The sequence below is a fragment of the Pseudomonas nitroreducens genome (genome assembly GCF_010994165.1).
Lineage (GTDB): Bacteria > Pseudomonadota > Gammaproteobacteria > Pseudomonadales > Pseudomonadaceae > Pseudomonas > Pseudomonas nitroreducens.
The window spans coordinates 1177633-1203800 of the sequence record NZ_WMBX01000001.1; the positions used below are offsets into that span (position 1 = coordinate 1177633).

The following is a 26168-nucleotide window of genomic DNA, read 5'->3' on the forward strand; positions in this document are numbered from 1 at the left end:
GCTGCTCTGGTTGCTCGTTCTGTGTCTGACTTTCATGAATTTGAGGTAACGATGCGATCCTATCTTTTCGTACCGGGCGATAGGCCCGAGCGCTTTGCCAAGGCGCTGGCGGCCGGCGCCGACGTAGTGATTCTGGACCTGGAAGACGCTGTGCCAGCGCAGAACAAGGCCGCAGCCCGGGAACACGTGCGCAAGGCGATTGAGGGCGGTGCCGACGTTGTGCTGCGCATCAACGGTTTCGGCAGCAGCGATTTTGCCCAGGACCTGGCATTGCTGCGTGATCTACCGGTGCGTGGCGTGATGCTGCCGAAGGCGGAAACTGTGGAACCGATGGTCGAGCTGGCTGCGGCGACCACTGCTCCGATCATTCCGCTGATCGAGAGTGCGCTGGGACTTTGGCAGGTACTGAACGTCGCCAGGGCTCCTGGTGTCGAGCGCCTTGCCTTTGGCTCGATTGACTTCCAGGTAGATATCGGCTGCGACGGCAGCGACGAAGCGTTGCTCCATGCTCGTTCGCAGATTGTCCTGGCATCCCGGGTGGCGGGGCTGCAGGCGCCGATCGACGGGGTATCGGTCGTCCTTGACGACGAGGCTCTTATCGCACTGGAGTCACGCCGTAGTCGTACCCTGGGTTTTGTCGGCAAGCTTTGCATCCACCCGCGCCAAGTGGCAGCGGTCAACCAGGCGTTCAGCCCCTCGACCAAGGAGCTGGACTGGGCTCGGCGAGTGATTGCCGCCACGGAACAGTCGGCTGGTGCTGCTGTGTCCGTGGATGGCGCCATGGTCGACCTGCCGGTGTTGCTGAAGGCGCAGAATCTGTTGGCGCTGACCAGTTGATCGGCTAGCCGGAGCCGGGGCGCTTTGTCGGCATAGGGGCCGCCCCGGTCGTTCAGCCGGCCCCCAGGCGGTGCACTTACACTTCTTGCCAGACTCGGAATGCCTCACGGTAAAGTAGATGAAGCTGCCCAGCCTAGGCGTCAGGCGTCAGGCGTCAGGCGACGGACGGGGGCGTAGAGCAGGTGCATGGGCGATTGCGGCGCCGGGTAGTGAGGAAGCAGGTTTACCAAGGTGCCGTTACGTAGCGCGCCGCCTACCAGCTCTAGTGGTTGCGACACGATATCCAGTCCGGCGAAGGCGGTGGCCAGCAACGGAGCGCACTGATTCCGCCGCTGGATATCGCCCGCTGGGGCACCTATGGCGAGTTGGCGAATGCTCCGGCCAGACTGGTGGTTGGAATCCCTGCGAACCTGTCGTTCGAAGAAGCCGCCGCATCCTGGATGCAGTAGTCACGGCATGGGGCGCGCTTGTGGATCGGGCGAAGTTGCGTCAGAGCGATACGCTGCTGGTCACCGCCGCCTCGAGCAGCTTAGGCACGACGGCTTTTCAGATAGCCAAGATGGTCGGTGCAACTGCCCGAGCGGCCAAGAAACAGGCGCTGCTTTATGCCGGGGTCGCCCATGTCATCGTCAGCGGCGAGGAAGATATCTTCGAACGAGTCATGGTGCTGACGGCGGGCAGGGTGCGCCGGTGGTGTTCGTCCCCGTCGGCGGGCCGGCTTTTGAATCACTCACCCATACTACGGCGCACGACGGCATCCTGTTGGACTACGGCTCACTCAGTCCCGAACCGAAACCTTCCCCGTTGTTCAACGCCTGGGGAAGAGCCTCACGCTTAAGGGCTATCACTACGCCGAGATCGCGTCTTACCCGCAGGCCAAGGCGTTCATTCTCGAGGGGCTAGAGGCGAGAGCGCTACTGCCGATTATCACCAAGACATTCGCCTTGAGCGACATCCAGGACGTCCAGCGCATGCTCGAGTCCAACGAGCAGGTCGGCAATGTCGTGGTTAGGGTGTAGGCGGCGGAAGGGGCTGCCCCGATGACTATCCGTGGCCATCGAGGCAGTGTGCTGCGGTATTAGCGGCTCTTGCTGAAATTGCGCTGGATGATAGCGAACTCATCCGAAAGCGATTCGGGGATGCTGAATTCACCGATTTCCGCGATCTGCTGGAAGTGGCTGGCGAGTTCGTCGGCGCTGGCCGGAGCCTCGCGCGGGCCGGTCCAACCATCGTTCACGGCGATGAATGCTCGCGCGTAGTGGCCGACGGACGCGGAGTAAATGCCATGGGTGCTGGTGCAGGCCTCGCTGGCCAGGTAGACCACCAGCGGCGTGACGAAGTCCGGCAGGTAAGCGTTGCCGAGCTGTTCGCCAAAGGCGGCGTATTGTGCACCGAAGGCTTCCAGCTGTTTGGGATCCATCGCCGCCGCCATTCGGCTGTTGGCGGTGGGTAGCAGGGCATTGCACAGTACCCCGTGCTGCTTGCCTTCCAGCGATAGCACATTCATGACTCCAAGCAGGCCCGCTTTGGCGGCGGCATAGGCCCCCTGCTGCGGATTGCCAAAGGCGCCGGCCGCTGAGGAGGCGAATACCACTCGGCCGTAGCCCTGCTGCTTCATCACCTTGTAGGCCGGCTGGGTCACGTAGATGGCGCCCTTGAGGTGAACGTTGATCAGCGAGTCGAGGATCTCGTCGTCGATCTCGTCGAACGCTGCGTTGCGCAGGTGACCGGCGTTGTTGATAACCACGTCGACCCGGCCGAAGGCGTCCAGCGCGGACTGCACTATCCCTTCGCCGCCCGCTCGGGTGCCCACGGAGTCGTAGTTCGCCACCGCCTTGCCACCGGCAGCGCGGATCTCCTCGACCACCTGGTCGGCCATGTTGTGGGAGCTGCCCTGGCCGTCGAAGCTTCCGCCGAGGTCATTCACCACCACGGCGGCGCCGCGCTTGGCCAGATCCATGGCATAGGTACGCCCCAGGCCGCCGCCGGCGCCGGTCACGATGGCCACGCGGCCGTTGAAATCGACTGCACTCATCTGTTGGTCCTCTCCATTCTTATTGTCGTTGCGGTGAGTGGTACGGCCGGGCTGGGCCGGCTCAGGTCTGCAAGGCCGGCAGCCGGACTACCAGGCCATCCAATTCGGGCGTGACGATGATCTGGCAGGTCAGGCGGCTGGCATCGGTGACATCCATGGCGCAGGTCAGCATGTCGTTCTCGTAGGACTCGGCGGCCGGCATGTGCGCGGCCCAGTCCTTTTCCACGTAGCCATGGCAGGTCGCGCAGCTGCAGCTACCGCCGCAGTCGCCGAGGATGCCCGGCACCTGGTTGTTGACCGCCACCTGCATGACGGACTGGCCGACGTCGGCGTGCACCCGCTGTTCGCTACCGTCTTGCTGGACGAAGATGATCGTTGGCATTTTTTCTATTCCTGGCGAGTTGGGATATCAGGCGCTGGGCAACAGGTCTTTCAGGGGTTGGCTGTCATCCGCGAGTCGCGCGGGGTCCACGCGGACCTTCTCCGCGATAAAGCGCTTGGCGAGCATGAATTCCGGAGGGCGGTTCACGGTATCGGCGGCCAAGATGCTGCCGTCCTTCAGGTAGAAGGCCGAGAAGGAGTCGCTTTCCGGAGTGCCGCGGATAACCAGTTGGTCGTAACCCTGGGACAGGCCGACCATCTTCAGCTTGAGCTCGTACTGATCCGACCAGAACCACGGGATGGAGGCGTAGGCCTTGGGCTTGCCGCAGATCGAGGCTGCCACGCTGCGCGCCTGCTCCAGGGCGTTGGGCACTGACTCCAGGCGCAAGCGCCGGCCGAGCAGGGGGTTGGGGTGGTTGCTACAGTCGCCGGCGGCGTAGATGTTCGAGTCGCTGGTCTGGCCGAACTCGTCGACTAGGATACCGTTGTCGACTTCCAGGCCCGCGTCGACCGCCAATTCCACGTTGGGAAGCAGGCCGATGCCGACCACCACCAGGTCCGCCGGTACGCTGCTGCCGTCGGCGCACTGCAGGGCGGCGACCGCGTCGCCCGAAGGGTCCAGCTGCACGTCGCGGACCTGAGTGTCAGTGCGGATCTCGACGCCAGCGGCGCGATGGCGCGACTCATAGAACGCCGAAAGCTCCGGCGCGGTCACGCGCGCCAGTACCCGCGGCAATGCTTCCAGAACGGTGACCTTGAGGCCGCGCTTGATCGCCACTGCGGCCACTTCGAGGCCAATGTAGCCGCCGCCGACGATGACCAGGCGCATGCCCGGCTCGAACTGGCGGCGGATGCGGTCCACGTCCTGCAGCGTTCTCAGGTAGTGGAAATTGCCCGAGCGCTCGGCCTGCTCGATCTGCGGGATCGGCAGCGGGCGCGGTCGCCCGCCGGTCGCAAGGATGAGGCGGTCGTACTGTGCGGTGCGGCCGTCGGCCAGGTGAACCGTGGCGGTTTCGCGGTCGATCCTGTCGACGCGCACGCCGCTGATGATTTCCACGTTGGCCTTTTCATAGGTAGCGCGGGGCTTGATCAGCAAGCTTTCCGAGGTGGCGGCGCCAGAGAGGTAGGCTTTCGACAGGGGCGGCCGATGGTAGGGGAGCTGCGGCTCCTCACCGATGAGCAGGATACGGCCCTCCCAGCCGTTGTCACGCAGACTGGTCGCCAGTTCGCCGGCGGCGTGGCCGGCACCAACGATGATGGCAGTGAGCGAAGCAGTTTCGGTCATTCGGCACCTGACTGGACGATGCTGCGTCGAGCAGCTTTTGTATTTTTGGAACGTCGTTAGGAATTCTGAACGCTGTGCGCGCGAACTGTCAAATGCTCGATGGCGCGAAGGGGTGCTGAAGAAGCCGGAAGGAAAGCGCGGGAAGGGAAAGCCGGTCGGTGGGGGGATTATTCAATTTTCTTGAAGGATTCCTTCAACTCATGCGCGTTTATCCATGCACTCAGCTTGCATAGATTGGACGGGTGCCGTCACCAGCGGGGTGGGTAGCCGCGCCCCGGACGCCTCTTTGATCCACTGCCAGCGAGAGACAAGAACAATGACCGACCCGACTGCAGCAGCCCCCGTTCCGGCGCACGTACCGCCGGAACTGGTCTTCGATTTCGACGTCTACAACCCACCGGGAGCGGAGGACGATTACCACCTGGCTTTCCACGCGCTACACCGCCAGGGAGTGCCGGACATCTTCTGGACTCCGCGGCGCGGCGGGCACTGGGTGGCGACCCGTGGCGAGGACATCTACCACATCTTCAAGGACTACGAGCAGTTCTCCTCGGAGTGGAGCACTGTGCCCCGAGAGGAACACGGCCGCCTGCCGCCGATCCACTTCAACCCGCCGCAGCACACCACCTACCGCTCTCTGATCGCGCCGGCCTTCACGCCGCAGGCGGTGGGGTCCCTTGAGGAGCAGGCGCGCCAGCTGACCTTGGAACTCCTTGATGGTATCCAGCCCAGGGGCGAGTGCGAGTTCGTCAGCGAGTTCGCCCAGCACCTGCCGATCGGCATCTTCATGAACATGGTCAAGCTCCCCAGCGAAGACCGTGGCTACCTGCTGTCGCTAGCAGACAAGATGGTCCGCCCGTTCGGTCACGAGGTGAAGGTTGAGACCATCGGCAAGATCTTCGAGTACGTCGGCAAGGTGATTGCCGAACGGCGCGCCAAGCCTGGTGACGACCTGATCAGCCGCATCGTCCGCGAGGGCGCGGCGCTGTCCGACCAGGAACTGATTGGGCTGTGCTCGCTGGTGCTGATCGGTGGACTGGACACCGTGGCCTCGGCGTTAGGCTTTGTCGCGCATTTCCTGGCACGCAATCCGGAGCACCGCCGCAAGCTCATCGAAAATCCAGAGCTCGCGCCGCGCGCGGCCGACGAGTTCCTGCGACGCTTCCCCGTGGTCAACCAGGGGAGGGTGGTCGACCACGACCTGGTCTACAAGGGCGTGACGATGAAGAAGGGCGAAATGATCATCCTGCCGACCACCTTGCATGGCCTGGATGAGCGCTGCTTCGAGCGCCCCCTGGAGGTCGACTTCGAGCGTACCTCGCGTACCTATTCAACCTTCGGCAATGGTCCGCATCGTTGCCCGGGCTCCTTCCTTGCGCGGGTGGAAATGAAAGTGTTCCTGGTGGAGTGGCTCAAGCGCATCCCGGACTTCCGCATCAAGCCGGGCGCTAGCGTGGGCGTGAGTGGCGGCGTCAACGGCTGCCTGCACCACCTGCCGCTCGTCTGGGACCTCTGAACCTTTCACTGCCAAGGAGCTGGAAATGACTACGCAAAACGCCTTTCGCCTCGATGACAAGACTGCCGTGGTGACCGGCGCAGCCGCCGGTATCGGACGCTGCATCGCCGAGACTTTCGCCGACGTCGGTGCCCGGGTGGTGGTCGCCGATATCGATCTGGACGCGGCTCGTGCTGTCGCCGAGGCCATAGTTGCCGGCGGCGGCCAGGCAAGGGCCGTGAAGGTCGACGTGTCCAATGAAGGCGAGGTGGCGGCGCTGTTTGACGCAGCGCTCGCCGCCTACGGCAGCCTCGATGTACTGGTGAACAACGCTGCGATCTTTCCCAAGCGGCCGTTTCTGGAGGTGGACACTGAGTTCTGGGATCGGCTGCAGGCGGTGAACCTGCGCGGCACCTTCCTGTGCCTGCGGGAATGCATCCTGCGCATGAAGGAGCGCGGTGGCGGCGCCATCGTCAACATCTCCTCGGTTTCCTCGATGCAGGCCGTGGTTCACCACAATGCTACCTACAACGCCAGCAAGGCGGGAGTTAACAGCTTGACGCGAACCACGGCGCTGGAGTTCGGCGGCGACGGCATTCGGGTGAACGCCGTTCTGCCGGGAGGCATTCCTACACCGGGTGCGCGTGCGGCCTCGGCGGCGATCGAACTCAAGGGACCGATCCTCAGTCCGGGGCGGGTGCCTTTGGGCGGCATGGGCGGGGTGGAGGATATCGCTAACGCCGCGCTGTTCCTCGCCAGCCCGGCAGCCCGCTACATCACTGGCCAGTTGCTAGCGGTGGACGGGGGCTTCCTGATCAGCTGAGTGCACTTGTCACCTGGGGAGCGATGGCCTGGCAAAGCGCATCTTGCCAAGTCGTTGCCCCTGTTTTAAATTGAACGACGTTCGCATAACTGAATGCGCGTGTTGCCGGCGGCGATCGGCCGCAAGAAGTTGGCACAGGCGCACTCAACCTTTTGCCGAAGTCGGAGAATAAAAACAATGGGTGCAGTGCAGTCTATCGAGGATTTTGACGATCCGTCGTTCAATCCGTTCATGGAGGATGCCCTGGTATTCGGCGATCACTTGGATCCATACGCCAGGATCGCCGAGCTGAGACATAACGCTTCAGTGCTGCCAGGCGAGTATCGGGCGATGATGGGGCTGTATCCGGACATCACCTGCCCGCCGGATGCCCAGCATTACTCGGTATTCGGCTACGACGAAGTGGCGCAGGTGCTCGGCGATCCGCAGACCTTCAGCAACCACGCCTATTCGTACAACTTGGGCATTAGCTTCGGCCGCAGCATTTCTACCATGGACGCGCCGGAGCATCCGCGCTTCCGCCGGATCTTCCAGAAGGCCTTCCTGCCGCAGACCGTGGCGGCCTGGGGCGACGAGTTGGTCGACCCGGTGGTGCACGACCTGATGGCGAAATTCGAAGGGCGCGGCGAGGCCGACCTGGTGCAGGAGTTCACCCTGCACTATCCCTTCCACATCATCTACCGCCAACTGGCGCTGCCGCCGGAAGACGTCAGCACCTTCCACAAGCTAGCCATCGCGCAAACCGTAGTCTCCGTGGATATCGAGCACGGCACCGAGGCTTCGCGCAAACTTGGCACCTACTTCAAACGCCTGGTCGCCGAACGCCGGGCAAACCCGGGTGACGACCTGATCAGCGCCCTGGCCGTGGCCGAGGTAGAGGGTGAGTACCTGCCCGAGGAAGTGCTGATCTCCTTCCTCCGTCAATTGATCAACGCCGCCGGTGACACCACTTACCGCGCCACCAGCGTGCTGCTCACCGCACTGCTGAGCCATCCGGAGCAGCTGGAAGCGATCCGACAGGACCGCTCGCTGATTCCGCAAGCCATCGAGGAGGCCGTGCGCTGGGATGGGCCGGTGCTCATGCAGTCGCGCTACGCCAGCAAGGCCACGACGCTGGGTGGCATCGAGATTCCTCAGGGCGCCTTCATTGACGTAGTGGCTGGCTCGGCCAACCGCGACGAGCGCAAGTTCCCTGACCCGGAACGCTTCGACATCTTCCGCAAGCCGCAGCACCGGCACTTCGCTTTCGCCTTCGGGCCGCACGTCTGCATCGGCCAACACCTGGCCCGCGTGGAGATGACCCGGGCGCTCAGCGCGATTCTCGACAAGTTGCCCAACCTGCGTCTGGATCCGGACAAGCCGGCTCCGGAAATCCGCGGAAGCATGATGCGGGTGCCGCACTCGATCCACGTGAAATTCGGCTGACCGCCGCCCCTCTGAGTTCTCCCGTCTGCGACGAACTAGTGGCGGACGGGCAAGCGAGCCAAATCATATGAAGGAATTCGATTACATCATCGTCGGAGCGGGTTCGGCGGGCTGCGTGCTGGCCAACCGGCTTTCCGAAAGCGGTAAGCACAACGTCTTGTTGATAGAGGCCGGGCCGGAGGATCGCAACCCGCTGGTGCGCATGCCCAAGGGCTTCGGCAAGCTGCTAACCGACCCCGCGCATGCCTGGCACCTGCCGGTGGCCGTCGATCCGGCGAGCGGCCGCAGCCAGGAGGTCTGGGCCCGCGGCAAGCTGCTGGGGGGATCCAGCGCGGTCAACGGCATGGTCTACATGCGCGGCCATCCCGCCGACTACGACGAGTGGCAGGCCAATGGCGCCATCGGTTGGGGCTGGGACAACATGGCCGAGGCCTTCCGCAGCATCGAGAACCATGCCCTGGGCGCCAGTGAACTGAGGGGCGGAAACGGCCCGTTAAAGGTGGCGCCCTATGCCGAGCGCAACGGTATCGGCGAAGCGGTGATCGAAGCCTGCGAAAGCCTTGGCCTGAAACGCAAGGAAGACATCAACGAACTGGACCACGAAGGGGTCGCATACCTCACTTACACGATTTCCGGTGGCGTTCGGCAGAGCTCCGCGCAGGCGTTCCTGAAGCCGGCGCGCAAGCGCCGCAACCTGGAAGTGGTCACCGACACCCAGGTCCAGCGGCTACTCTTCGACGGCTCTCGGGTGATCGGTGTAGAGGCGCGCCGAGGCGATGGCGAAGCGGTTTCCTATCGTGCCCATCGCGAGGTCATCCTCAGCGCTGGCGCCCTGGAGTCGCCGCGTCTATTGCAGCTGTCGGGGATCGGTGACAGCGCGATGCTGGCCGGGCTCGGTATTCCCCTCGTCGCGCACAGCCCCAATGTGGGCCGAAATATGCGCGAGCACCTGCTGTATTTCCTCCAGGTGCGTCTGCGTAATTGGCGAGACAGCCAGAACCGCGAATTCGCCGGCCCGCGCCTGGTGAAGAACGCCCTGCAGTACATGCTCACCCGGGGCGGGGTGATGTCGCTGGGGTCATATCAGGTCGGCGGGTTTTTCCGCACCCGCGCGGGGCTGGAGCGTCCGGACGCACAGCTGATGATGGCGCCTTACTCAATGGACTTCAGCTCACCGACCTACCGTTTCGAAGACTACCCCGGCATGCAGCTGTTCACCTACCCGCTGCGTCCACGCAGTCTCGGCAGCGTGAGCATCGAATCGGCCGATCCGGCGCAGCCGGCGCGTATCGTCACCAACTACTTGGCCGACGAGTACGACCGCGAGGTGTCGATCGGCGCCTTCCGCTTCATGCGCAAAGTGATCCACAGCGCTCCCATGAGCCACCTCGTGATGGAGGAAACCCATCCCGGCATGCAGGTGCAGACCGACGACGAAATCATCGACGAGTTCCGCCGGCGCGGGCAGTCCGGCTATCACGCCAGCGGGACCTGCGCGATGGGATCGGACGACTCGGCGGTGCTTGATCCGCGCTTGCGTGTCAGGGGCGTCACGGGGTTGCGAGTAATGGACCTGTCGGTAATCCCGACTTTGATTTCTGGCAATACCAACGGCCCGATGATGGCCATGGCTTGGCGCGCTGCCGACCTTATCCTGGAGGATGCCCAATGAGTTGCTTCGATACCTACGCCACGCGCTTCGCCAACATCGAGCTGTTCCAGCGAGATGGCATCCTGCAGATGAGCCTTCACACGAATGGTGGGGCGCTACAGTGGGGCGCGCTGGACGGCAGCATCCACACCCAGTTGGGCGAATGCTTCCGAGAAATCGCCCGGGACCCGGACGTGCGCGTACTGATCATCACCGGCAAGGGTGACGCTTTCTGCGCCGGGATGAATTTCCAGGAAATTCCTCAGGAGCCCATGGCCCACGGCTGGCACCGTTTGCTACGCGAAGGCAAGGACCTGCTGATGAACCTCCTCGACATCGAGGTGCCGGTGATCGGCGCGATCAACGGTCCGGCCTATATCCATGCGGAAATCCCGGCGCTGTCCGACATCGTCCTAGCCAGCGAGACCGCTGAGTTGGCCGACATGGCGCATTTCATCCACGGCGTGGTGCCCGGCGATGGCGTGCAGGTGGTCTGGCCCATGCTGCTGGGGACAAACCGCGGGCGCTACTTCCTGTTAACAGGCCAGCGCCTTTCGGCGATTGAGGCCCAAGCCTTGGGTGTGGTCGCCGAAGTACTGCCGGCGGATCAACTGCTGGAGCGAGCCTGGGCACTGGCCCATGACATAGCCCGGCAACCGGCGCTTACCGCTCGTTATACGCGGGTAGCCTTCACTCAGCCTATTAAGCGTCGACTGCTTGACGAGCTCGGCCATGGCCTAGCCCTCGAAGGCCTCGCGACCATCGCCATGAGTCACTGACCCAGGAGAATCTCCCATGCAGAACAATCTTGACCCGCGCGCGCAGGCCATCGTGCAGAAAGCGCTGGACTATGCGACCGGCGCGGGTGGCGAGGTGGGCGTGCAAGTTGCCGCGTACCTGGACGGCAAGCTGGTCATCGACGCCTGGAGCGGCAGCGCCGATCCCACCAGCGGGCGTGCAGTGAATGGTGACACCCTTTTCAACGTCTACTCGGTGACCAAGGCGGTCGCTGCCACCGCGCTGCATATCCTGGCCGAGCGCGGGCACATCGACTACGACGCTCCGGTGAGCCGCTATTGGCCCGAGTACGCTGCCAACGGCAAGGGCGGCACCACCGTGAACCATGTGCTTACTCATCGCGCCTGTGTGCCGCAGATGCCGGCCGACGTGACCCCCGAGCGCATGTGTGACTGGAACTGGATGACCAACGCCATCGCCAATCTGGAGCCGCTCGCCGAGCCTGGCAGCAAGACACTCTACCTGTCCATGACCTTCGGTTGGATCGTCGGTGAATTGGTGCGTCGCGCCGATCCCCAACAGCGTTCGTTGGGGCGTTTCGTCCGCGAGGAGATCGCCCAGCCGCTGGGTATCGACGACCTTTGGATCGGCATCCCAGATGAGGTGGAGCCGCGCGTGGCGAAGCAGGTCAACGGCATGCTGCCCGTGCCGGCGGAATACCTGCCGCCGCTGTTCCTAGCTTCCATGCCCGAACAGGTCGCCCTGGTGCCCGAAGTGTTTGAGCGCTCGGATGTGCGTCGGGCCGAGGTGGCTGGTGTCGGTGGCATCTTCAACGCCCGCTCGGAAGCACGCTTTTGGGCCTTCCTGGCCAATGGCGGGGAACTCGACGGTGTTCGCCTACTGTCCGCCGAGCGGGTGGCGACGCTGAACACGCCAAGGGCCAACAGCGAGGAGCCCGATCCGGTTATGTTCGGCTTCCCCATCCCCATCACCATTGGCGGCTTCTGGTTTGGTGGCGAGCATCCGCCGGTGAGTTGTGTGCGAAACCCCAGGGCCATTTGTCATCCGGGGCAGGGCAACTCCATCGGTTGGGCTGACCCGGATCTCAACCTCGCCGTGGCCATCTGCCATAATCGGCTGTTCAACCCAACCTCGGTGGAGGAAGACCCGCTGCTGCCGATTGCTCAGGCGGTGCGCGAGGCGCTGGGGCTCTAAAGGGGTGTGAGCGGCGCCCGCCGGGCGCCGCTCACACCGGCCGAGAATTTGAGTTGCTTCCCCGCTGGGTGTTATAAGCACCCGACTATCGGGAACCACTGTCGTCCAATTCAAATAATGAGCATGCCCAACTCGCGAATGCGAAAGCGCATACCGGCGCAAAGTCGGGGGGAAATGCGCGTTTCGTTGATTCTTGATGCCTGCGCTCGGTTGCTGGTTCGTAACTCGAGTTCGAATTTCACCATGCATGGCCTGGCCGAAGAGGCAAAAACCTCGATTGGTTCGCTCTACCACTTCTTCGCGGACAAGCAGGCCGTCATTGATGCCTTGGTGATCAGGCACGTCGAGGGTGGCGCGCGGATCCTTGAAAAGCTGACGTCCGTCCCGGACCGAAAATGGATCGAGTGGCCGCCGCGTACGGTGATGCTGGAACTGCACTCCCTCAACATCATATACGTGCAAGAGAATCCCGACGTTCGTATCTTGTGGAATGAAGCCCGCTTCAATACCAAGCACGGTTCCGTCGTCAGCCTCGACCTACTGGCGCTATATGAGCGAGTGCTGTCATTGCGCATGCCAGAGGCAAGCCGGACGGCAATCAGCAAATACGCCCAGGGCCTCTATCGGCTGCCCATGGGCTTCCTTCTCTGGGACGTTCCCGGCAACGACCAGAATTCCTGGGGTTTGTTTTCTGAGGAGGCGCCGCGCGCGCTGACCGCCTACCTGGAAGCGGTCGAAAAGGAGTACGCGCAGAGCCGAGCGGCCTGCCCCATCCCCGCCTAGTTTCCTTTGCCCTGTCCGGACGGTGCGGGAGGATGGCCGCGGCTGACTTCATTGCCGCGCCGGGGCCCGTTTCCCTCCGCTAATCCCGCTCGGCCTGGTTGCGTTTCTGTTGCTGGATGAACGCCGAAGCGATTTCGTGATGCTCTTCGCTCAAGGTCGCGGCCAACTGCCGACCCAAGGTGGCGTCGAGCATCTGCGCCGCGGAGCGGTGCAGGTACAGGTTCATCAGCTTCTTGGTTTCGCGCAGTGCCTGGGCCGGCTGTTTCAGCAGTTTCGCCGCCAGTTCGCGGGCCTCGTTCATCAGCTTGTCGGCCGGCACGACGCGATTGGCCAAGCCAAACTCCACGGCCTGCTGGGGCAGGATGCGATCGCCGGTGAAGATCAGTTCCTTGGCCTTCAGCAGGCTGGTGTACAGCGGCCAGGAAACAGAGATGCCGTCGCCGACCACCAGGCCGATATTGATATGCGGCTCCGCCATGAAGGACTTCTCCGACATCAGCACAATGTCGCACAGCGTGGCCAGCGTGGCGCCCCAGCCCACTGCGGCGCCGTTCACCGCGGCGATGATGGGGATCGGCACGTCGATGAAGCCGTGGATGGTCCGCCGCGCGTTCTCTTGTACCGCCCTGGCGAAGTCCGTGTCGTCGAGCGTCTTGACGAAGTGGCCCATGTCGCCGCCGGCACTGAATGCGCGTCCGGCGCCGGTCAGTATCGCTACTCGTGCCTCGGTGTCTTCGGCCAGCGCCCGGAACAGCTTGGGATAGGCGAACAGCATTTCCGTGGTCGAGGCGTTCAGGTCGTCGGGACGATTGAGCGTGATGATGCGCAGGCCACCTTCGGCCTGCACGAGGATGTCGTCGGGAAGATCGTAGAGGTTGGTCATAGGGTTCTCTCGCTAGGGTCAGACCCGGGCGCCGCCATCGAGGCGCAGGAGCGCCGCGTTCAGGTAGCCGTTCTCGATGATCTGCAGGGCCAGCGTCGCGTACTCGTCTGGATGCCCGAAGCGCTTGGGATGCAGGTTCCAGTCGCGCATGCCGGACTTGTAGTTGGCGGGCACGGAAGACAGCAGAGGGGTCTCGAAATTGCCGGGGAGCAGGGTGTTGACGCGAATGGCCTCGGGTGCCAAGTCGCGGGCCATCGACAGTGTCATGCCGTTGATGCCGGCCTTGGCAGCGACGTAGGCGATGGTGGCGGCTGGTCCATCCTGAGAGGCGACGGACGAGGTCATCAGTATCACTCCCTTGTCGCCGTCCGTCCCGATCGGCAGTGTCATCATCCCCTGCGCGGCGATAGAGGCGCAGAGGAAGGTGCCATTCAGGTTCAGTGTGACGATGCGGCCGAAACGCTGGAAATCATGGCGGCGGATGGCACCTGATTCGCCGTCCCGCCATGCCGTGTAGGACAGGCCTCCGCCGCCTGGCGTGGCGACCAGTATGCGTTCCTGGCCATTCCGGGCGCGGGCCTGCTCGAAGGCCCCGAGTACGCTCTCTTCGTTGGTGATGTCCGCGCGAAAATAACTAGCCCCGGTTTCCGCTGCGACACTGGCGCCGCGCTCTTCGTTCAGGTCGAGTATCGCGACTTTCACTCCCCGCGAACGCAGGGTGCGAACCGTCGCTTCGCCCATGCCCGATGCGCCACCCACGACGACGGCGCTGACGTTATCGTTCAGCTTCATGACGGAGCTCCTTCGGAAGCGCGATCAGGCGTCGATGCGAATAGCGTTGGCGTGGCGTTCGACCCAGCGGGTGAATGGCGTGAGCTGGATCTCACGACTGCCCAGTGCGACCGTGAGTGCGGCGATATCCGCGCGATAACCCACCTCGTTGGTCCACTCCTGGGAGCGCACCCAGCCGGCAAACAGTCCGCTCTCCAGCGCTCCTGCAGGCGATACGCTTTCGGCCGCCACGGGTTTGCCCAGCACCCGCGCCAAGGTGGCGGCGATTTCCGTCATGGTCAGCGATTCCGCAGCGAGGTCGATGTTCTGCCGGTTGAAATATTCCGGGTCGCGGAAAGCCGAACAGGCCAGCAGGCCGACATCGTCGGCGGCGATCAGTTGCATGCGGGTGGTCGGCAGCAGGGCGGTGACGAGCCGGCCCTGGCGCAGGTGGGGGAACATGTACTTCGACTTGGGCAGGGCGAAGTTGTCCATCATGAAAGCGGGCTTGAGCACCGTCCAGCGCTCGAAGCCGGCGGCGCGTACGGCCTGCTCGATGTCCCATTTGTCGGTCCAGTACTTCTGCCACCAGTAGCCGCTGCCCCAGCGGGGAAACGCCGCGTGTTTGCCTGCCTCGCAGACCGAGGTATGCACGAAGTGGCGGACCTCGGCGTCCTTCGCCGCTTCGATCAGGGTGAAGGCGTGGCGCCTTTCCGCGTCGGTGCCCTGGGCGTCTGGCAACTGCACCGAGAACACGCCCTGGCAGCCAGCGACGGCGGTTGCCACGCTATCCGCCGCTTCGAGGTCGCCACGAATCGCTTCGGCGCCCGCCGCGATCAGTGCCTGGGCGGCGGAGGACTCTGGGTTTCGGGTCAGGAAGCGTACCCGCAAGCCAGCGGCGAGGAGGTGGCGAGCGGTGGCGCCGCCTTGGGCGCCCGTCGCGCCGGTAACGAGAATCAGAGGTTGTTCGATATTCACGTTTTTTTATCCTTGTTTTTCTCGTGTAGTGAGGTGCGGATTCAATCGGCGGCTACCGTCAGCTGTCGCGCCAGGTGAAGCAGTTCCTGGCCGATCTCCAGCAGGCGCTCTCGCGGCCAATCGGTGGCCAGGCCTGCGGCCGAGAGCCCGTAGACGGTGCCGCTGTGAGGAGAGCGGATCGGTACCGCGACGACATTCATGTGCTCGTGCATGACGCCGATGCTGGTGATGAAGCCGGTGGCGGCGTACTCGCTGGCGGCGTGCTCTAGTTGCCGCGATATCTCCCTCTGGGCCTCTCGATTGGCGGCAGCGAGCAGCTGCAACACCTGGGCGCGCTCGGCGGCGTCATAGGCGGCGAAGCAAGCCCAGGCGGTGGGCGCTGTTGCGAATGGGCGGCGCGCCCCGACCGGGTCGTTCATGTAGATGAAGTCGCCGTGGGTGCGCTGGATGTAGAGCATCTCCAGGCCATCGCGCACGGCCAGCGACAGGCCCAGGCGGTGGCGGTCGGTCAGTTCCTGCATGTAGGGCAGGGCGGTACGCGGCAGCGCATGGCGGGCCTGCGCGGCATAACCCAGGGCCAATGCCGGAAGGCCAAGCGCCATGCGGTTGTTTTCCCCGGCGCAGACGATGAAGCCTTCCTTGACCAGCGTGTGGCATAGGCGCCAGACGGTGGGTTGTGGCAAGCCGGTCATGCGGACCAACTGCTGAGGTGTCAGTTCCGGCCTGTCATGGCTGAAGCAGCGAAGAATCTGCAGGCCACGCGCCAGTGCCGTGACGTACTGGCGATCCTTTTCTTCGACCTCATTGACGACTTCATTCAACGGCGTTGCGGTCATGGTGTTGCCTTCGAAATCTCGTTTCCACGTATATTCGTAATTCACAGTGCGGATGTCAAATTCGCATAGCGAATAAATTCAGCGAGAGGTTCCGATACGATGTCTTCACTCTTCGATTTGCGCGGCAAGGTTGCGATCGTCACCGGCTCGAGCCGTGGCCTGGGGTTGGCCAGCGCCATGGGGATGGCAGAGCAGGGCGCCAGGGTGGTGATTTCCGGGCGCAAGGCGGAGGCCTGCGAGGCCGCCGTGGCGCAGATTCGCGAGCGGGGCGGGGAAGCCATCGCGGTACCCTGCAACATCGGTCGTAAGGAGGAGTTGCAGAACCTGGTGAGCAGCGCCGTGGAGACCTGGGGCAGGGTGGATATCGTTATGGCGAACGCCGCGATCCACCCGTGGGTAGGGTCAGTGCTGGACCTGCAGGAGGAGACTTTCGGCAAGTTCATGCAGGTAAACGTCCAGAGCAGTATCTGGCTAGCGCAGATGACAGTTCCGGGGATGATCGAGCGCGGCTATGGCCGCTTCATCGTGGTGGCTTCGATCGTCGGCTTGCTAGGTGATGCCATGACCGGCACCTACGGCTTGACCAAGGCGGCGGACATGCAATTCGTCCGAAACATGGCCAACGAATTCGCAAGCAAGGGCATCACCGCCAACTGCATTGCGCCGGGGACGTTCAAGACAGAGATGGCTCGATCGCAGTGGGAAGATGAGGCCATGGTTAAGTGGTACCAGGGACGAAATCCTTCGCAGCGGTTTGGTGAAGTTGACGAACTCGCTGGATTGGCAGTTCTGTTGGCTTCACCTTCTGGGGGCTATATCAATGGTCAGACAATCGCTGTAGACGGCGGTCATACTGTCTCCTTCCGGTAGTCTTTGACAGCACCGACTGTCCTGGACCAGGCAAGTCGGTGCTGAAGTTACGCTGAAATGTTCCTGGAAACAGCATTCCGCATAGAACCTCTGCCCAGATGCAAAATGAGCGCAGCTATGGGGCAGGCCATGGCGAACAGTAGCGCAAGGGAGTAACCCAGCTTCGCATCATCTCTAAAGAGAAAATCGGTGAATGCAGCCACTACAGATGGACCAGCACCGATGCCCAGTAGGATCATGACGAAGAGATAAATCGAAGAGAGCCTTCCGCGTAAGCGGGCAGGAGCAGCTAACTGCAAGGCTGCGGCAGAAATCCCCATGATTGGGCTAACCAGGATCTGCACCAGGAAGAACGCACCTAGAAAAATGTAGGGGTCGTTCCAAAGAACTCCAGCCACGGCAATTGGGCAACTCAGTAGGCAGGTTCCGCTGAATAGGCGCATGTGTGCGTCATGGCCGCCCTTAGCAACTTGCCGGTCAATCAATTGGCCGCACAGGAAAGCTCCGATAACTCCACCCGCAGTGCCGACAATCCCAAGCCATGCGCCAATCTGCCCCGCGCTCCATGCAAAGCTGCGGCTCAAATAGGTCGGGGCCCAGAGAGCGAGACCTGTTACAGCCATTACGCAGATGGTGAAGCCGGCATGGTGGCATAGAAAGAAACGACCATGCTCTCGTATGTAGCCAAATACCTCCCCGAGTGCATTGCGTGCTGAATCACCAAGCCCAGCAGGCTGTCGGCGAGCCGGTTCGCGGAAGGTGAACACAAGAAGCCCCAAAAATAGTCCTGGCAGACCTATGGCGATGAAGACCAACTGCCAGGAGCGTACCTCTCCAAGTAGGGGCAAGACTACGTGCTCATGGGCGGCCACCATTTGCACGATTAGCCCACCCATGAGATAGGCCATGCCGGTCCCAAACAGCGAACCCAGTGAGTAAACTGCCAGTGCCGTGGTTAGCCTGTGCGGTGGAAAACTATCGGCCATTAGCGAGTATGCTGCGGGGCTCAGTGCTGCCTCACCAGCCCCTACTCCGATCCGCGCAAGGAACAGGTGCCAATAGTTCTGGGCGGCACCGCAGAGGACCGTCGCAAGAGTCCAAATTGACACCCCTCCGAAGATGATCCAGCGGCGGCTAAATCGATCTACCAGCCAGCCCAAAGGTAATCCGCAGATCGCATAGAACACGCCAAATGCGAAGCCCTGAAGTAGAGAGAGTTCAAAGTCGGAGATACCTAGGTCGCGACGAATGGGCGCAACCAGCAGCGATATCACAAGCCGGTCAAGCAGAGACAGCCAATAGAGCAGGAAAAGGACGCCTGTCATGTACCACGCGGCTGATGGACGAGAGTATCCAGTAACCCCATCAACAGAAGCGAGTGTTTCAAATTTCATTTTGGTTTGCTCCGCAGGAGGAAGCAGGAGAGGGCAGGGATCAGGATCAGCGCACCGACCATGTTCCAGATGAACATGAATGTGAGCAGGATCCCCATGTCGGCCTGGAATTTGATGGGTGACCAGGCCCAGGTGATGACCCCTGCGGCGAGCGTGACACCGACCAACGCGACCACTTTTCCGGTGAAGTGCAGGGCGTGCCGATACGCGGTTTCAAGCGTCGCCCCTTTTCGCATTTGGTCCAGTTGCACGCTCAGTAGATACAGCGCGTAATCGACGCCAATGCCCACGCCCAATGCAATTACTGGCAGCGTGGCGACTTTGACTCCAATGCCTAATCCCACCATGAGCGCTTCGCACAAGATGGAGGTGATCATCAGTGGTACTACTGCAACGACTACTGCTCGCCAACTTCTGAAGGTGATGAAACAAAGTAGCGCAACGGCTAGATAGACCAGTACTAGCATGCTCCGGTTTGCATCTCGGACTACGATATTTGTTACAGCATCCATGCCTGCAGAGCCAGCGACTGGCAGAAACTGGATGTCAGCGCTGTTGTGCTTCGCAGCGAAAGCCTCCACAGCCTTGAGCACACGATCCAACGTTTCAGCTTTGTGGTCCGATAGGTAAGCAACCACCGGCACGACCGAGCAATCAGGATTTACAAGTTCGGGGTTTGCCTCCTGCGCCCGCAGCACAGATGTGTTTACCAGAGCCTGGTTATGGCTGATGGTGATCCACTTCGGTGATGCCTCGAACAAGGCCGAGGATAGCCTCGCCACTGAGCCAGCAAGAGACACCGTGGTTTGCACGCCTGGAACTTGGAGTAGTGCCCAGTCCAAGCGGTCGATCTCCATTTGCGTCTGCCATTTTTCGCAGCCACCAGGACGTGTTTTTACAATGACAGCGAACTGGTCACTGGAGAGGCCGTAATGTGAGGTTACGTAAGCGGTGTCCAAGTTGTACTGGGAGCTTGCTCTTAGCTCAGGAGCACCGGCATCCAGATCTCCTATCTTGAGATTTAGGCTCACCATGAAGCCGGCACTCGCTAGTGCAACTGCCGCCACTATTGTGGCGGTGGCCCAGCGCGGATCGGTGAAGCGAACGAGCCAATCCCAGGCGGTCAGCTTGGATTGTGAGGGTTCACCTCCGGTTGTGCTCGCATTTGCTGCTGCTTTTGTGCTGACGCCAACATAGGACAGCAAGATTGGCAGCAGAATCAAGTTTGTGAAAACTAGGACGGCGACCCCAATGCTGGCGGTTAGGGCCAGATCCTTGATCACCGGGATGTCGATCATTATCAGCACTGCGAACCCGACCACGTCGGCCATTAGAGCGGTCAGGCCGGCCAGGAATAAACGGCGGAAGGTGTATCGGGCTGCAACGTATTTGTGTGTGCCCCGAGCCACATCCTGCATGATCCCGTTCATCTTCTGAGCGCCATGAGACACGCCAATGGCAAACACCAGGAACGGAACTAGGATCGAGTACGGGTCCAGAGAAAAGCCCAGGAGCTGGACGATTCCCAGTTGCCACATGACAGCTACCAATGAGCAGAGGACAACAAGTGCCGTGCTACGCACGCACCGGGTGTAGGCAAAGAGAATGGCGATAGCGATCAGCGCGGCAATCGCGAAGTAGGACATGATCTGATGCAGCCCTGCTATCAGATCCCCCATCAGCTTCCCGAAGCCGATGACATGAATCCGTATCTTGTCAGGACTATTTGGCAGTACAGAGCGTTCGAGAGCCCTTAGGCTTTCTAGCTGCTGCTGAAGAGCGCCGTAATCGATAGGCTTGCCAGTGTCCGCGTATTTTTCAAGAAGCGGAGCGACGATCATGGTGGATCGCTGGTCGTTGGCGACTAAAGTTCCTATTAATCCCGCGCGGCCGATGTTGGCGCGCAGTTCGGCAATGGACTTTGCGCTTCCATCGTAGGTATCTGGCATGACTGGGCCGCCGCGGAAGCCTTCCTCGGTCACCTCCGTCCACCGTACCACAGGCATCCAGATGGACTTTACATAAGGCCGATTCACACCAGGCGTGAGGAAAAGCTTGTCGTTGACCTGCTGAAGCGCCTGTAGATAGGCCGGATCGTAGATATCTCCTTGAGTGTTCTCCACAACGACTCGTAGATTGTTACCCAGTCCGCGCAGCTCACCCTTGTTCTCCAGATAATTGCGGATATATGGGTGCGATTGCGGTATGAGATTTTCGAATCCTGCGTTGACCCCTAATTTCCCTGCCTGGACGACAAATAGGACGGTGAGGACCGTGCAGAAAAAGATGATGGATAATCGATGGTTGAATAGGAGCCGCTCAAGACGATTGCCGGAGCTCTTGTCAAACAGCCTAGGGTCGTGAACAGGTGTGTTTTGTGCGTCGTCTTTTTGAAACACAGTCATGCCGGCTCCCTAGCGCTTTGATTGATCTGGAGTGAGGCCAAAGTCGATACGCTTTATGCCATCGGCACCTACAGCGACTACTGCAGGCTCCCCTGCGACCGGTGCTAGCCCATAGATCGGTGTTGTGTTGAAGGGGATTGCTCTTTCGAAGTGAGCAGATTCGTTGCTTTGGCTGATCAGTAGTTCACCGTCGGCGCTGGCCAGCGCCGTCCGACCGTCCGGCAGTAAAATCCCGCTGGTGATAGTGCTATCCGTACCAGTGTCCACTTTGGTCCAGTCTTGACCTCGGTTATGGCTCAGGTATGCGGAGCCACGAAGACCAAAGAGCAATAGAGACTCTCGCTGGGCAACGAGGCCGAACCATGTCCCGTTATAGGGCGTCGGGATGGGGGTGAAACGATGGCTTTCAGGATCTTCTTTCAGTAAGAGTCCTTGCTCGCCGACTAGGTAGGCGCTTCCATCCATCACCTGCACAGCGTTGAAGTGAAACGCTGACGGGTTGTCCGTCAGGTCAGCCAGCACCTGCCAATGGGTGCCGCCGTCATCCGTGCGCAGCAGGAGGTTGTATGCACCCACGGCATATCCAGCTTTTTCGTCCGTAAAGTGAACATCGAGGAAGGGGCGCCCAGGGCCTTCCTCCTTGAACCGTTCGGCATCTTGCAGCGCATAAGTTGAGCTTGGGTTGTCCTCATTGGCGTGTTCAGCCAACGGTTTCCAGTGCTGAATCAGCAGGTCTGCTAGCTGCTTTCCGTCAAGTTGCTTGGTCCAGGTCTGTCCTGAATCGGAACTGTGGAGAATGATGCCTCCATGACCGACGGCCCATCCATGTTTAGCGGTTGGGAACTGCACGGCCACCAAATCTACTGAAACCGGCACACTGGCTTGTTTCCAAGACTTTGTGTCATCGGAGTAAATAATGTGGCCGCGTCGGCCGACTGCTACCCATCGCCCGCCTGGCGTTTGCGTCACCCCGATTAAAATACTGCTCTGAGCTTTATTACTTGGCTGAGCAGGTATGTTCAGTGGATCGACAAAGTCTGCTGAGGCGGTCGAAATACCCGCGCAGAGCACCAGCACGAGAGCAACTAAGCCTCGATAAAGAATTGGCATACTCAAGACCTTTGAGCGTCGGAGGACTGCCGAGCAAATCCGGCAGCCCTCAGTGGCTGGGCGAATTAACGGCCGCTACGTGCTTGTAATGCTTCCGGGGTGAAGGTCGATCGGGGTAGGGGCTTGTCCAGAACACGCCAGCCAAACTTCAGATCGGAGTAGTTCTGCGAGAAGGAATACACACCGGTCGAGAGGTCGTAGGCCCAATAAGTACGCGACATTGGTGCCTGCTTGTCGTAGAGCTGGCTCATGCCCATCTGCAGGCCCTTGTAGAGCTTGCCTGCTCCGTCGTACTCATCACTCATACCTGCGCCCGACCAGTCCTCATCAAAGTAGAAGACTCGCTTGCTATAGACGTGTCGAAGGCCAGGCTTCAGCGTGGCCTCCACGACCCAAACGCGGTGCAGTTCCCAGCGCACTGCATCTGGGTTTACATGGTTTGGGGTAAGTGCCTTGTCCGAGGTGATTTTGAAGCTTAGGTCGTAGATGTTGTACGGGATGTACAGCTCGCGTTTCCCAATCAGCTTGAAGTCGAAACGGTCCAGTTTTCCGCAATAGAGTTCTGCATCATCGTAGGTCGTCACGCCGCCTTGGGATGCAATCGGCGTGTCGTATGCGATGTCGGGGCTGAGTCGTACTCGACGTGTGCTTGCCGAGTAGGAGTAAGCACGGCGTGGCATAGTGACCATGTCGACAGTATCGAAATACATCGTCGCGTCACCAACGCTGCGTGCCGGACCGGTGAAATTGTATGCGTTCTGGAAAATGAACGAATCTTCCTTCTTGATAGATTCGCTGGTGGCTGCGGGGTTATGGAAGGTGAAGTTCCGCGAGAGTTTGATTTCACCGGAGTTGATCAGCTTACCGTTGCTGTCCACATAGAAATTCCTCATGTGGTCTTCAGCAGCAACACCGTTGTAGCGAGCCATATGGTTCCACATGACTTCGTACCCGGTTTTGGGGATCGGGAAAGGGATACCACCGATTGCGCCTTCAAGGGCATTCCCATCCTTCGTTAGCGTGGCCTTTGTGGCGTTGTTCCGGGTCTTTTCTAGGATGTACTCCGGGTAGTTCACGCTGCGGTGCGTTGGGTAGATGTCCAGGCGGTAGCTCGGGTAGCGCTGCAGCATTGCTTTCGTCGCTTCCGTCAGCTTGTCGGCGTACTGGGCCATGTTGGCAGCAGTGATCGAATATAAGGGCTTCTCTTCAGCGTAAGGATTGACCCACTTACCGGTATCCTTGACGAATCCAGCGGGGGCTGTGGAGGTGGGAAGGCCTCCGTCATATGCTGGAATGCTCCCGTCAGCGTTGCCGTGCTGTTCAGCGCCAAAAAGAGTCAGGGTCTTGCCAAGTTGTGCGGCCTCATCGGGAGCTACTGCGGCATACGTTGATGAGATGCAAAGAGTGGTCAGAGCGCAGGCGAAAACTTTGGTCATGTCCATAAGGGATTCCTCGAGAGCATCAGCAGATCAGAAGGTCGTCTGGTAGGTGAGCGAGACCCAGGCCTTGTCTTGATAAGGCGGGCCGAGGATCAGATTTCGCGAGTCGCTACTTTTCTGGTCGTAGTAGGTAACGGCCAGATCCACGAAATGTCGGGCATAGGCTTCCGCCGAAATGCCGACCTTAGCGGTGGTGAATCCTTCACTTCCGCCACCGTTGGTGGGAGCGTTACCGCTTATGTTGCGCGACAGGAATAGCGGGAGCTTGAGGTCCACACTGGGGAAGACTTGAGTCCACACGGGGATAAAGGACACCGAGGCGCTATAGAAATCGTCATCTGAGCAACCTCGGAGCTTGGCGTCCTGGTTGCAGCCGGCGTTGTATCCCTTAGCACGGTACGCGTTGGCGTTGTCAGTCACCTTGTCCAGTCGTGCCCAAGAGAGCTCTCCGGAAAGGCTCGCCGAATCGAAGACTGAGGTGTCGCCGTAAGTCTGAACGGCGTTAAGCACTGCATGCCATGTCGAACCCTTCGCACCTTCGAGTCGGTGTGATTGGTCTGCCGCAGCCCCGCTAGAGTTCAGGGGCATGTTCTCCCTATACGAGAGTTCACCGCCTACGGATACGCCTCCGATGTTGGAGCTGATACTCAGTCCATAGAGATCAACGTCCTTTGCGTACACCGCACGTACGAGTCCGGTGGAGGCGTCGAGCTGCGATACCCAAGCAGACTTTTCATCGAACTTGCGATAGTAGGCGCCGAGAGTGCCGTCGAACCAATCAGGGCGCCAGCGAAGGGACAGGCCGAAGTCGCCCTTGTCACCATCGATCGACTTTCCACGGCCTACGTTCGGCCCTTCGAGAATTGAGTCCGCCCCAGCAAAGTAGGTGCCGCCCTCTGCGATTCGGTTGGGTTTCCAGTCGAACAGGTATTGGGCTGCGAAGACCAATTGGTCGTTGAACTGGACCATCGTCGAGATCTGATCGATCGGAAGTGCGGTTTCCTTGGCTGATGCCCCTGGGTTGGCCGTGGTTTTGCGTAGGTCGCTAGGGGCTTGCGAGTAGGAGATGGCGTTCGTGCTGCCAAAAAGTGCTTCACCCCAGATAACGGCATGCTGCCCCGCACGCACATCGACAGGCATTTCGCCAAGATCGAATCGACCGTACACGTAAGCATCGAGGAACTCGCCGGATGGGCCGGCGTAATAGCGCTCTACGACGTTCGTGAACTTATTGTCCACATAGCTGGTGCCGCTAGGTACGTGCGCGGGGTTCTTACCGTCATAGGCTTCGTCGTACCAACCAGCAGCGCTTAACCGTGCTCCGTACTTGCCTTGGTAACTGAGATCCAGCTCGGTGAGAAGGTCGAGGCGGTTGGTGATGGTGTCGTACTTGCCAAAACTCGCGTTGCTTTGGTCATAGGCGCCGCCCCCAGCGCGGTCAACCAAATGGCTTTGGTCCTGCAGGCGCATACCCCAGTTGTATCGGACAGTGTTATCCCATCGCAGTTGAAAGTCGGAGTCTCCCAGGTCGACATTGAACCCATGTGCGTGTCCGGCCGCTAGCAGCGCGGTGGCCATGGTAAGCAGACGGGGCGGCGCAGCCACCCGTCCTGTAAGCACTCTTTTCATCATCACAAACCTTTCTTGGATTTATTGGTGAGGTTTGTCCGTTTGCGGACGTTCTATTTTTTGTTCGCATATTTGAACGATGAAATTGCAGATCAGACGGTTGCTTGCGGGGCGCCTTCCTTTTGGCCAAGCTTGCTTTGTGTGTTCATATATGTGAACATCGTTCCTAAAAATAATCTAACATGCATATCCTTCAAGTGGGAAGCTAATGATTGGGCGGGGTAAAAAAAGCGTCGGTAACGAAATAACTAATTGATTATTAATGGAAATTTACTTGGCTCCTTGCCTTGGGCGCTCAGCGGCAAGGTGGGATTCCAGGGGGCGTGCGGACAGGAGTGATGGTTTGCAGCGGGAGGTGAGCATTGAAGAATGACGGCGAGACTTCGACCTTTAAGGAAGTCGGAGCGGTGGCGAATGCTGTGGAAATTCTCCGCTGTCTGAGCACTGTCGTTCAGCCATCAGGGGTATCGGAGGTATCTAAAATTACTGGGATTAGTCCTAGTACAGTTTTTAATATACTAAGAACTTTAGAGAAGGAGCGGCTTGTTGACTTTAGCGATACGGAGAAGACCTATCGCCCAGCTCTTGGTCTCCTTAGCTTGGCACTGGGAAGAGTAGGCCGTAACTGTATTGAGACTGTCTGCTCGGAACTTGAGGGGTTAAGTTTAAGAAGTCGGATGAGTGTTGGCTTCTGGCGCTTAGGTGAGAAATCTGAAATCTCATTGATATTAAGGTTTTCACAATGCACAAGAGGATTGGATTTTTCTTTTGGAGGCCGGCAGCCAGAACTTATTGGCGCGGCTGGATACTGCATAGCAGCGCTTCGAAACATGACCGATGAGGAGTTGCAAGAAGGTATTTCAAGTTTGAATTGGGGGCGTGCTCCAAGCCTAGAACAGTACAAGAAAAGTATTCAGGCATCGAAGGACGCCGGTTGGTCTATAGATCAAGGTCGCCATTTTCTAGGAATTAGTTGTGTTGCAGCGGTGGTAGTTGATTGTAGGAATTTACCGCGGTTTGTGGTTTCTGCTCATTGTGCGAGTGCACAAGCATCAATATCTGAGCTTAAAGTCGTGGGTCAGGATCTATCCGCAGTAGTTGGTGCGGTTCAAGGAATATTGCGAGACCTCCTGGCCTGAAAGTCACTGATTCTATTACATTTTTTATGGTGAATATTTCGAGGCT

At 60.2% G+C, this 26168-nt stretch carries 23 protein-coding genes and 1 pseudogene; 11 read left to right on the plus strand and 13 right to left on the minus strand.

All coding sequences use genetic code 11. From position 1 onward, the window contains the following. Positions 1–21 precede the first annotated feature (21 nt). Positions 22–837 (plus strand): HpcH/HpaI aldolase/citrate lyase family protein, encoded by an 816-nt coding sequence (locus GJV37_RS05615; RefSeq protein WP_246228246.1) that lies wholly within the window; start codon positions 22–24, stop codon positions 835–837. A gap of 140 nt (positions 838–977) precedes the next feature. On the opposite strand, the gene GJV37_RS05620 is transcribed toward GJV37_RS05615, so the two are convergent. Beyond that, positions 978–1115: a type 2 periplasmic-binding domain-containing protein gene (locus tag GJV37_RS05620; RefSeq protein WP_171049548.1), complete on the minus strand. Its 138-nt coding sequence runs from the start codon at positions 1113–1115 to the stop codon at positions 978–980. Between the two features lie 39 nt (positions 1116–1154). Between GJV37_RS05620 and GJV37_RS29740 the strand changes: the two are divergent. Next, positions 1155–1856, plus strand: a pseudogene (locus GJV37_RS29740) (zinc-binding dehydrogenase); the annotation flags it as partial. Positions 1857–1915: 59 nt separating this feature from the next. Here the strand turns inward: GJV37_RS29740 and GJV37_RS05625 are convergent. The 3 genes from GJV37_RS05625 to GJV37_RS05635 all read right to left on the minus strand — a co-directional run bounded on the left by GJV37_RS05625 (position 1916) and on the right by GJV37_RS05635 (position 4538). Next, positions 1916–2872: an SDR family NAD(P)-dependent oxidoreductase gene (locus GJV37_RS05625; protein WP_138526112.1), complete on the minus strand. Its 957-nt coding sequence runs from the start codon at positions 2870–2872 to the stop codon at positions 1916–1918. Positions 2873–2933: 61 nt separating this feature from the next. Further along, positions 2934–3254, minus strand: a complete 321-nt coding sequence (locus tag GJV37_RS05630) for a 2Fe-2S iron-sulfur cluster-binding protein (protein ID WP_138526111.1) — start codon at positions 3252–3254, stop codon at positions 2934–2936. Positions 3255–3281: 27 nt separating this feature from the next. Beyond that, the gene (locus GJV37_RS05635; RefSeq protein WP_138526110.1) at positions 3282–4538 is read right to left on the minus strand and encodes an NAD(P)/FAD-dependent oxidoreductase; all 1257 of its coding nucleotides are present in this window, start codon (positions 4536–4538) and stop codon (positions 3282–3284) included. Positions 4539–4854: 316 nt separating this feature from the next. Here GJV37_RS05635 and GJV37_RS05640 point away from each other — a divergent pair, with 316 nt between their 5' ends. From GJV37_RS05640 to GJV37_RS05670, 7 genes are all read left to right on the plus strand, one after another. Next, the gene (locus tag GJV37_RS05640; protein ID WP_138526109.1) at positions 4855–6054 is read left to right on the plus strand and encodes a cytochrome P450; all 1200 of its coding nucleotides are present in this window, start codon (positions 4855–4857) and stop codon (positions 6052–6054) included. 25 nt (positions 6055–6079) lie between these two features. Next, positions 6080–6856, plus strand: a complete 777-nt coding sequence (locus tag GJV37_RS05645) for an SDR family NAD(P)-dependent oxidoreductase (RefSeq protein WP_138526108.1) — start codon at positions 6080–6082, stop codon at positions 6854–6856. Positions 6857–7033: 177 nt separating this feature from the next. Beyond that, the gene (locus GJV37_RS05650; protein ID WP_138526107.1) at positions 7034–8281 is read left to right on the plus strand and encodes a cytochrome P450; all 1248 of its coding nucleotides are present in this window, start codon (positions 7034–7036) and stop codon (positions 8279–8281) included. 67 nt (positions 8282–8348) lie between these two features. Beyond that, positions 8349–9953 carry a GMC family oxidoreductase gene (locus GJV37_RS05655; RefSeq protein WP_138526106.1) on the plus strand — a complete coding sequence of 535 codons (1605 nt, stop codon included), beginning with the start codon at positions 8349–8351 and terminating at the stop codon, positions 9951–9953. Next, the gene (locus GJV37_RS05660) at positions 9950–10711 is read left to right on the plus strand and encodes an enoyl-CoA hydratase/isomerase family protein (RefSeq protein ID WP_138526105.1); all 762 of its coding nucleotides are present in this window, start codon (positions 9950–9952) and stop codon (positions 10709–10711) included. The genes GJV37_RS05655 and GJV37_RS05660 overlap by 4 nt, the downstream gene beginning before the upstream one ends. A 16-nt stretch (positions 10712–10727) precedes the next feature. Beyond that, positions 10728–11885, plus strand: a complete 1158-nt coding sequence (locus GJV37_RS05665) for a serine hydrolase domain-containing protein (RefSeq protein ID WP_138526104.1) — start codon at positions 10728–10730, stop codon at positions 11883–11885. A 174-nt stretch (positions 11886–12059) separates the two neighbouring features. Beyond that, on the plus strand, positions 12060–12668 hold the full coding sequence (locus GJV37_RS05670) for a TetR/AcrR family transcriptional regulator (protein WP_171049547.1): 609 nt from the start codon (positions 12060–12062) through the stop codon (positions 12666–12668). A gap of 79 nt (positions 12669–12747) precedes the next feature. Here the strand turns inward: GJV37_RS05670 and GJV37_RS05675 are convergent, their stop codons facing one another. From GJV37_RS05675 to GJV37_RS05690, 4 genes are read right to left on the minus strand one after another with little or no spacing between them, the layout of a single operon-like run. Beyond that, positions 12748–13551, minus strand: coding sequence for an enoyl-CoA hydratase/isomerase family protein (locus tag GJV37_RS05675; protein ID WP_138526102.1), 804 nt, complete (start codon positions 13549–13551; stop codon positions 12748–12750). A gap of 18 nt (positions 13552–13569) precedes the next feature. Beyond that, positions 13570–14343, minus strand: coding sequence for an SDR family NAD(P)-dependent oxidoreductase (locus GJV37_RS05680; protein WP_138526101.1), 774 nt, complete (start codon positions 14341–14343; stop codon positions 13570–13572). A gap of 24 nt (positions 14344–14367) precedes the next feature. Then, positions 14368–15300, minus strand: a complete 933-nt coding sequence (locus GJV37_RS05685) for an NmrA/HSCARG family protein (RefSeq protein WP_138526100.1) — start codon at positions 15298–15300, stop codon at positions 14368–14370. Positions 15301–15341: 41 nt separating this feature from the next. Then, a complete protein-coding gene (locus GJV37_RS05690; RefSeq protein WP_138526099.1) occupies positions 15342–16136 on the minus strand; it encodes an IclR family transcriptional regulator in 795 nt (264 codons plus the stop codon). Between the two features lie 99 nt (positions 16137–16235). Here GJV37_RS05690 and GJV37_RS05695 point away from each other — a divergent pair, with 99 nt between their 5' ends. Continuing rightward, positions 16236–17006: an SDR family NAD(P)-dependent oxidoreductase gene (locus tag GJV37_RS05695; protein WP_138526098.1), complete on the plus strand. Its 771-nt coding sequence runs from the start codon at positions 16236–16238 to the stop codon at positions 17004–17006. A 47-nt stretch (positions 17007–17053) separates the two neighbouring features. Here the strand turns inward: GJV37_RS05695 and GJV37_RS05700 are convergent, their stop codons facing one another. From GJV37_RS05700 to GJV37_RS05720, 5 genes are all read right to left on the minus strand, one after another. Further along, positions 17054–18400: an MFS transporter gene (locus tag GJV37_RS05700; RefSeq protein WP_193452195.1), complete on the minus strand. Its 1347-nt coding sequence runs from the start codon at positions 18398–18400 to the stop codon at positions 17054–17056. Continuing rightward, a complete protein-coding gene (locus tag GJV37_RS05705; RefSeq protein WP_193452196.1) occupies positions 18397–20805 on the minus strand; it encodes an efflux RND transporter permease subunit in 2409 nt (802 codons plus the stop codon). Before GJV37_RS05705 ends, GJV37_RS05700 begins: the two co-directional genes overlap by 4 nt. A 9-nt stretch (positions 20806–20814) precedes the next feature. Then, positions 20815–21915 carry a YCF48-related protein gene (locus GJV37_RS05710; RefSeq protein WP_138527010.1) on the minus strand — a complete coding sequence of 367 codons (1101 nt, stop codon included), beginning with the start codon at positions 21913–21915 and terminating at the stop codon, positions 20815–20817. A gap of 65 nt (positions 21916–21980) precedes the next feature. Next, complete coding sequence (locus GJV37_RS05715) at positions 21981–23357, minus strand: DUF1329 domain-containing protein (RefSeq protein WP_193452197.1); 1377 nt, start codon at positions 23355–23357, stop codon at positions 21981–21983. A gap of 27 nt (positions 23358–23384) precedes the next feature. Beyond that, entirely contained in the window at positions 23385–24986 is a 1602-nt protein-coding gene (locus tag GJV37_RS05720; protein WP_138526874.1) for a DUF1302 domain-containing protein, read from the minus strand. Between the two features lie 359 nt (positions 24987–25345). Between GJV37_RS05720 and GJV37_RS05725 the strand changes: the two genes are divergently transcribed. Then, on the plus strand, positions 25346–26122 hold the full coding sequence (locus tag GJV37_RS05725; protein ID WP_193452198.1) for a helix-turn-helix domain-containing protein: 777 nt from the start codon (positions 25346–25348) through the stop codon (positions 26120–26122). Positions 26123–26168 lie beyond the last annotated feature (46 nt).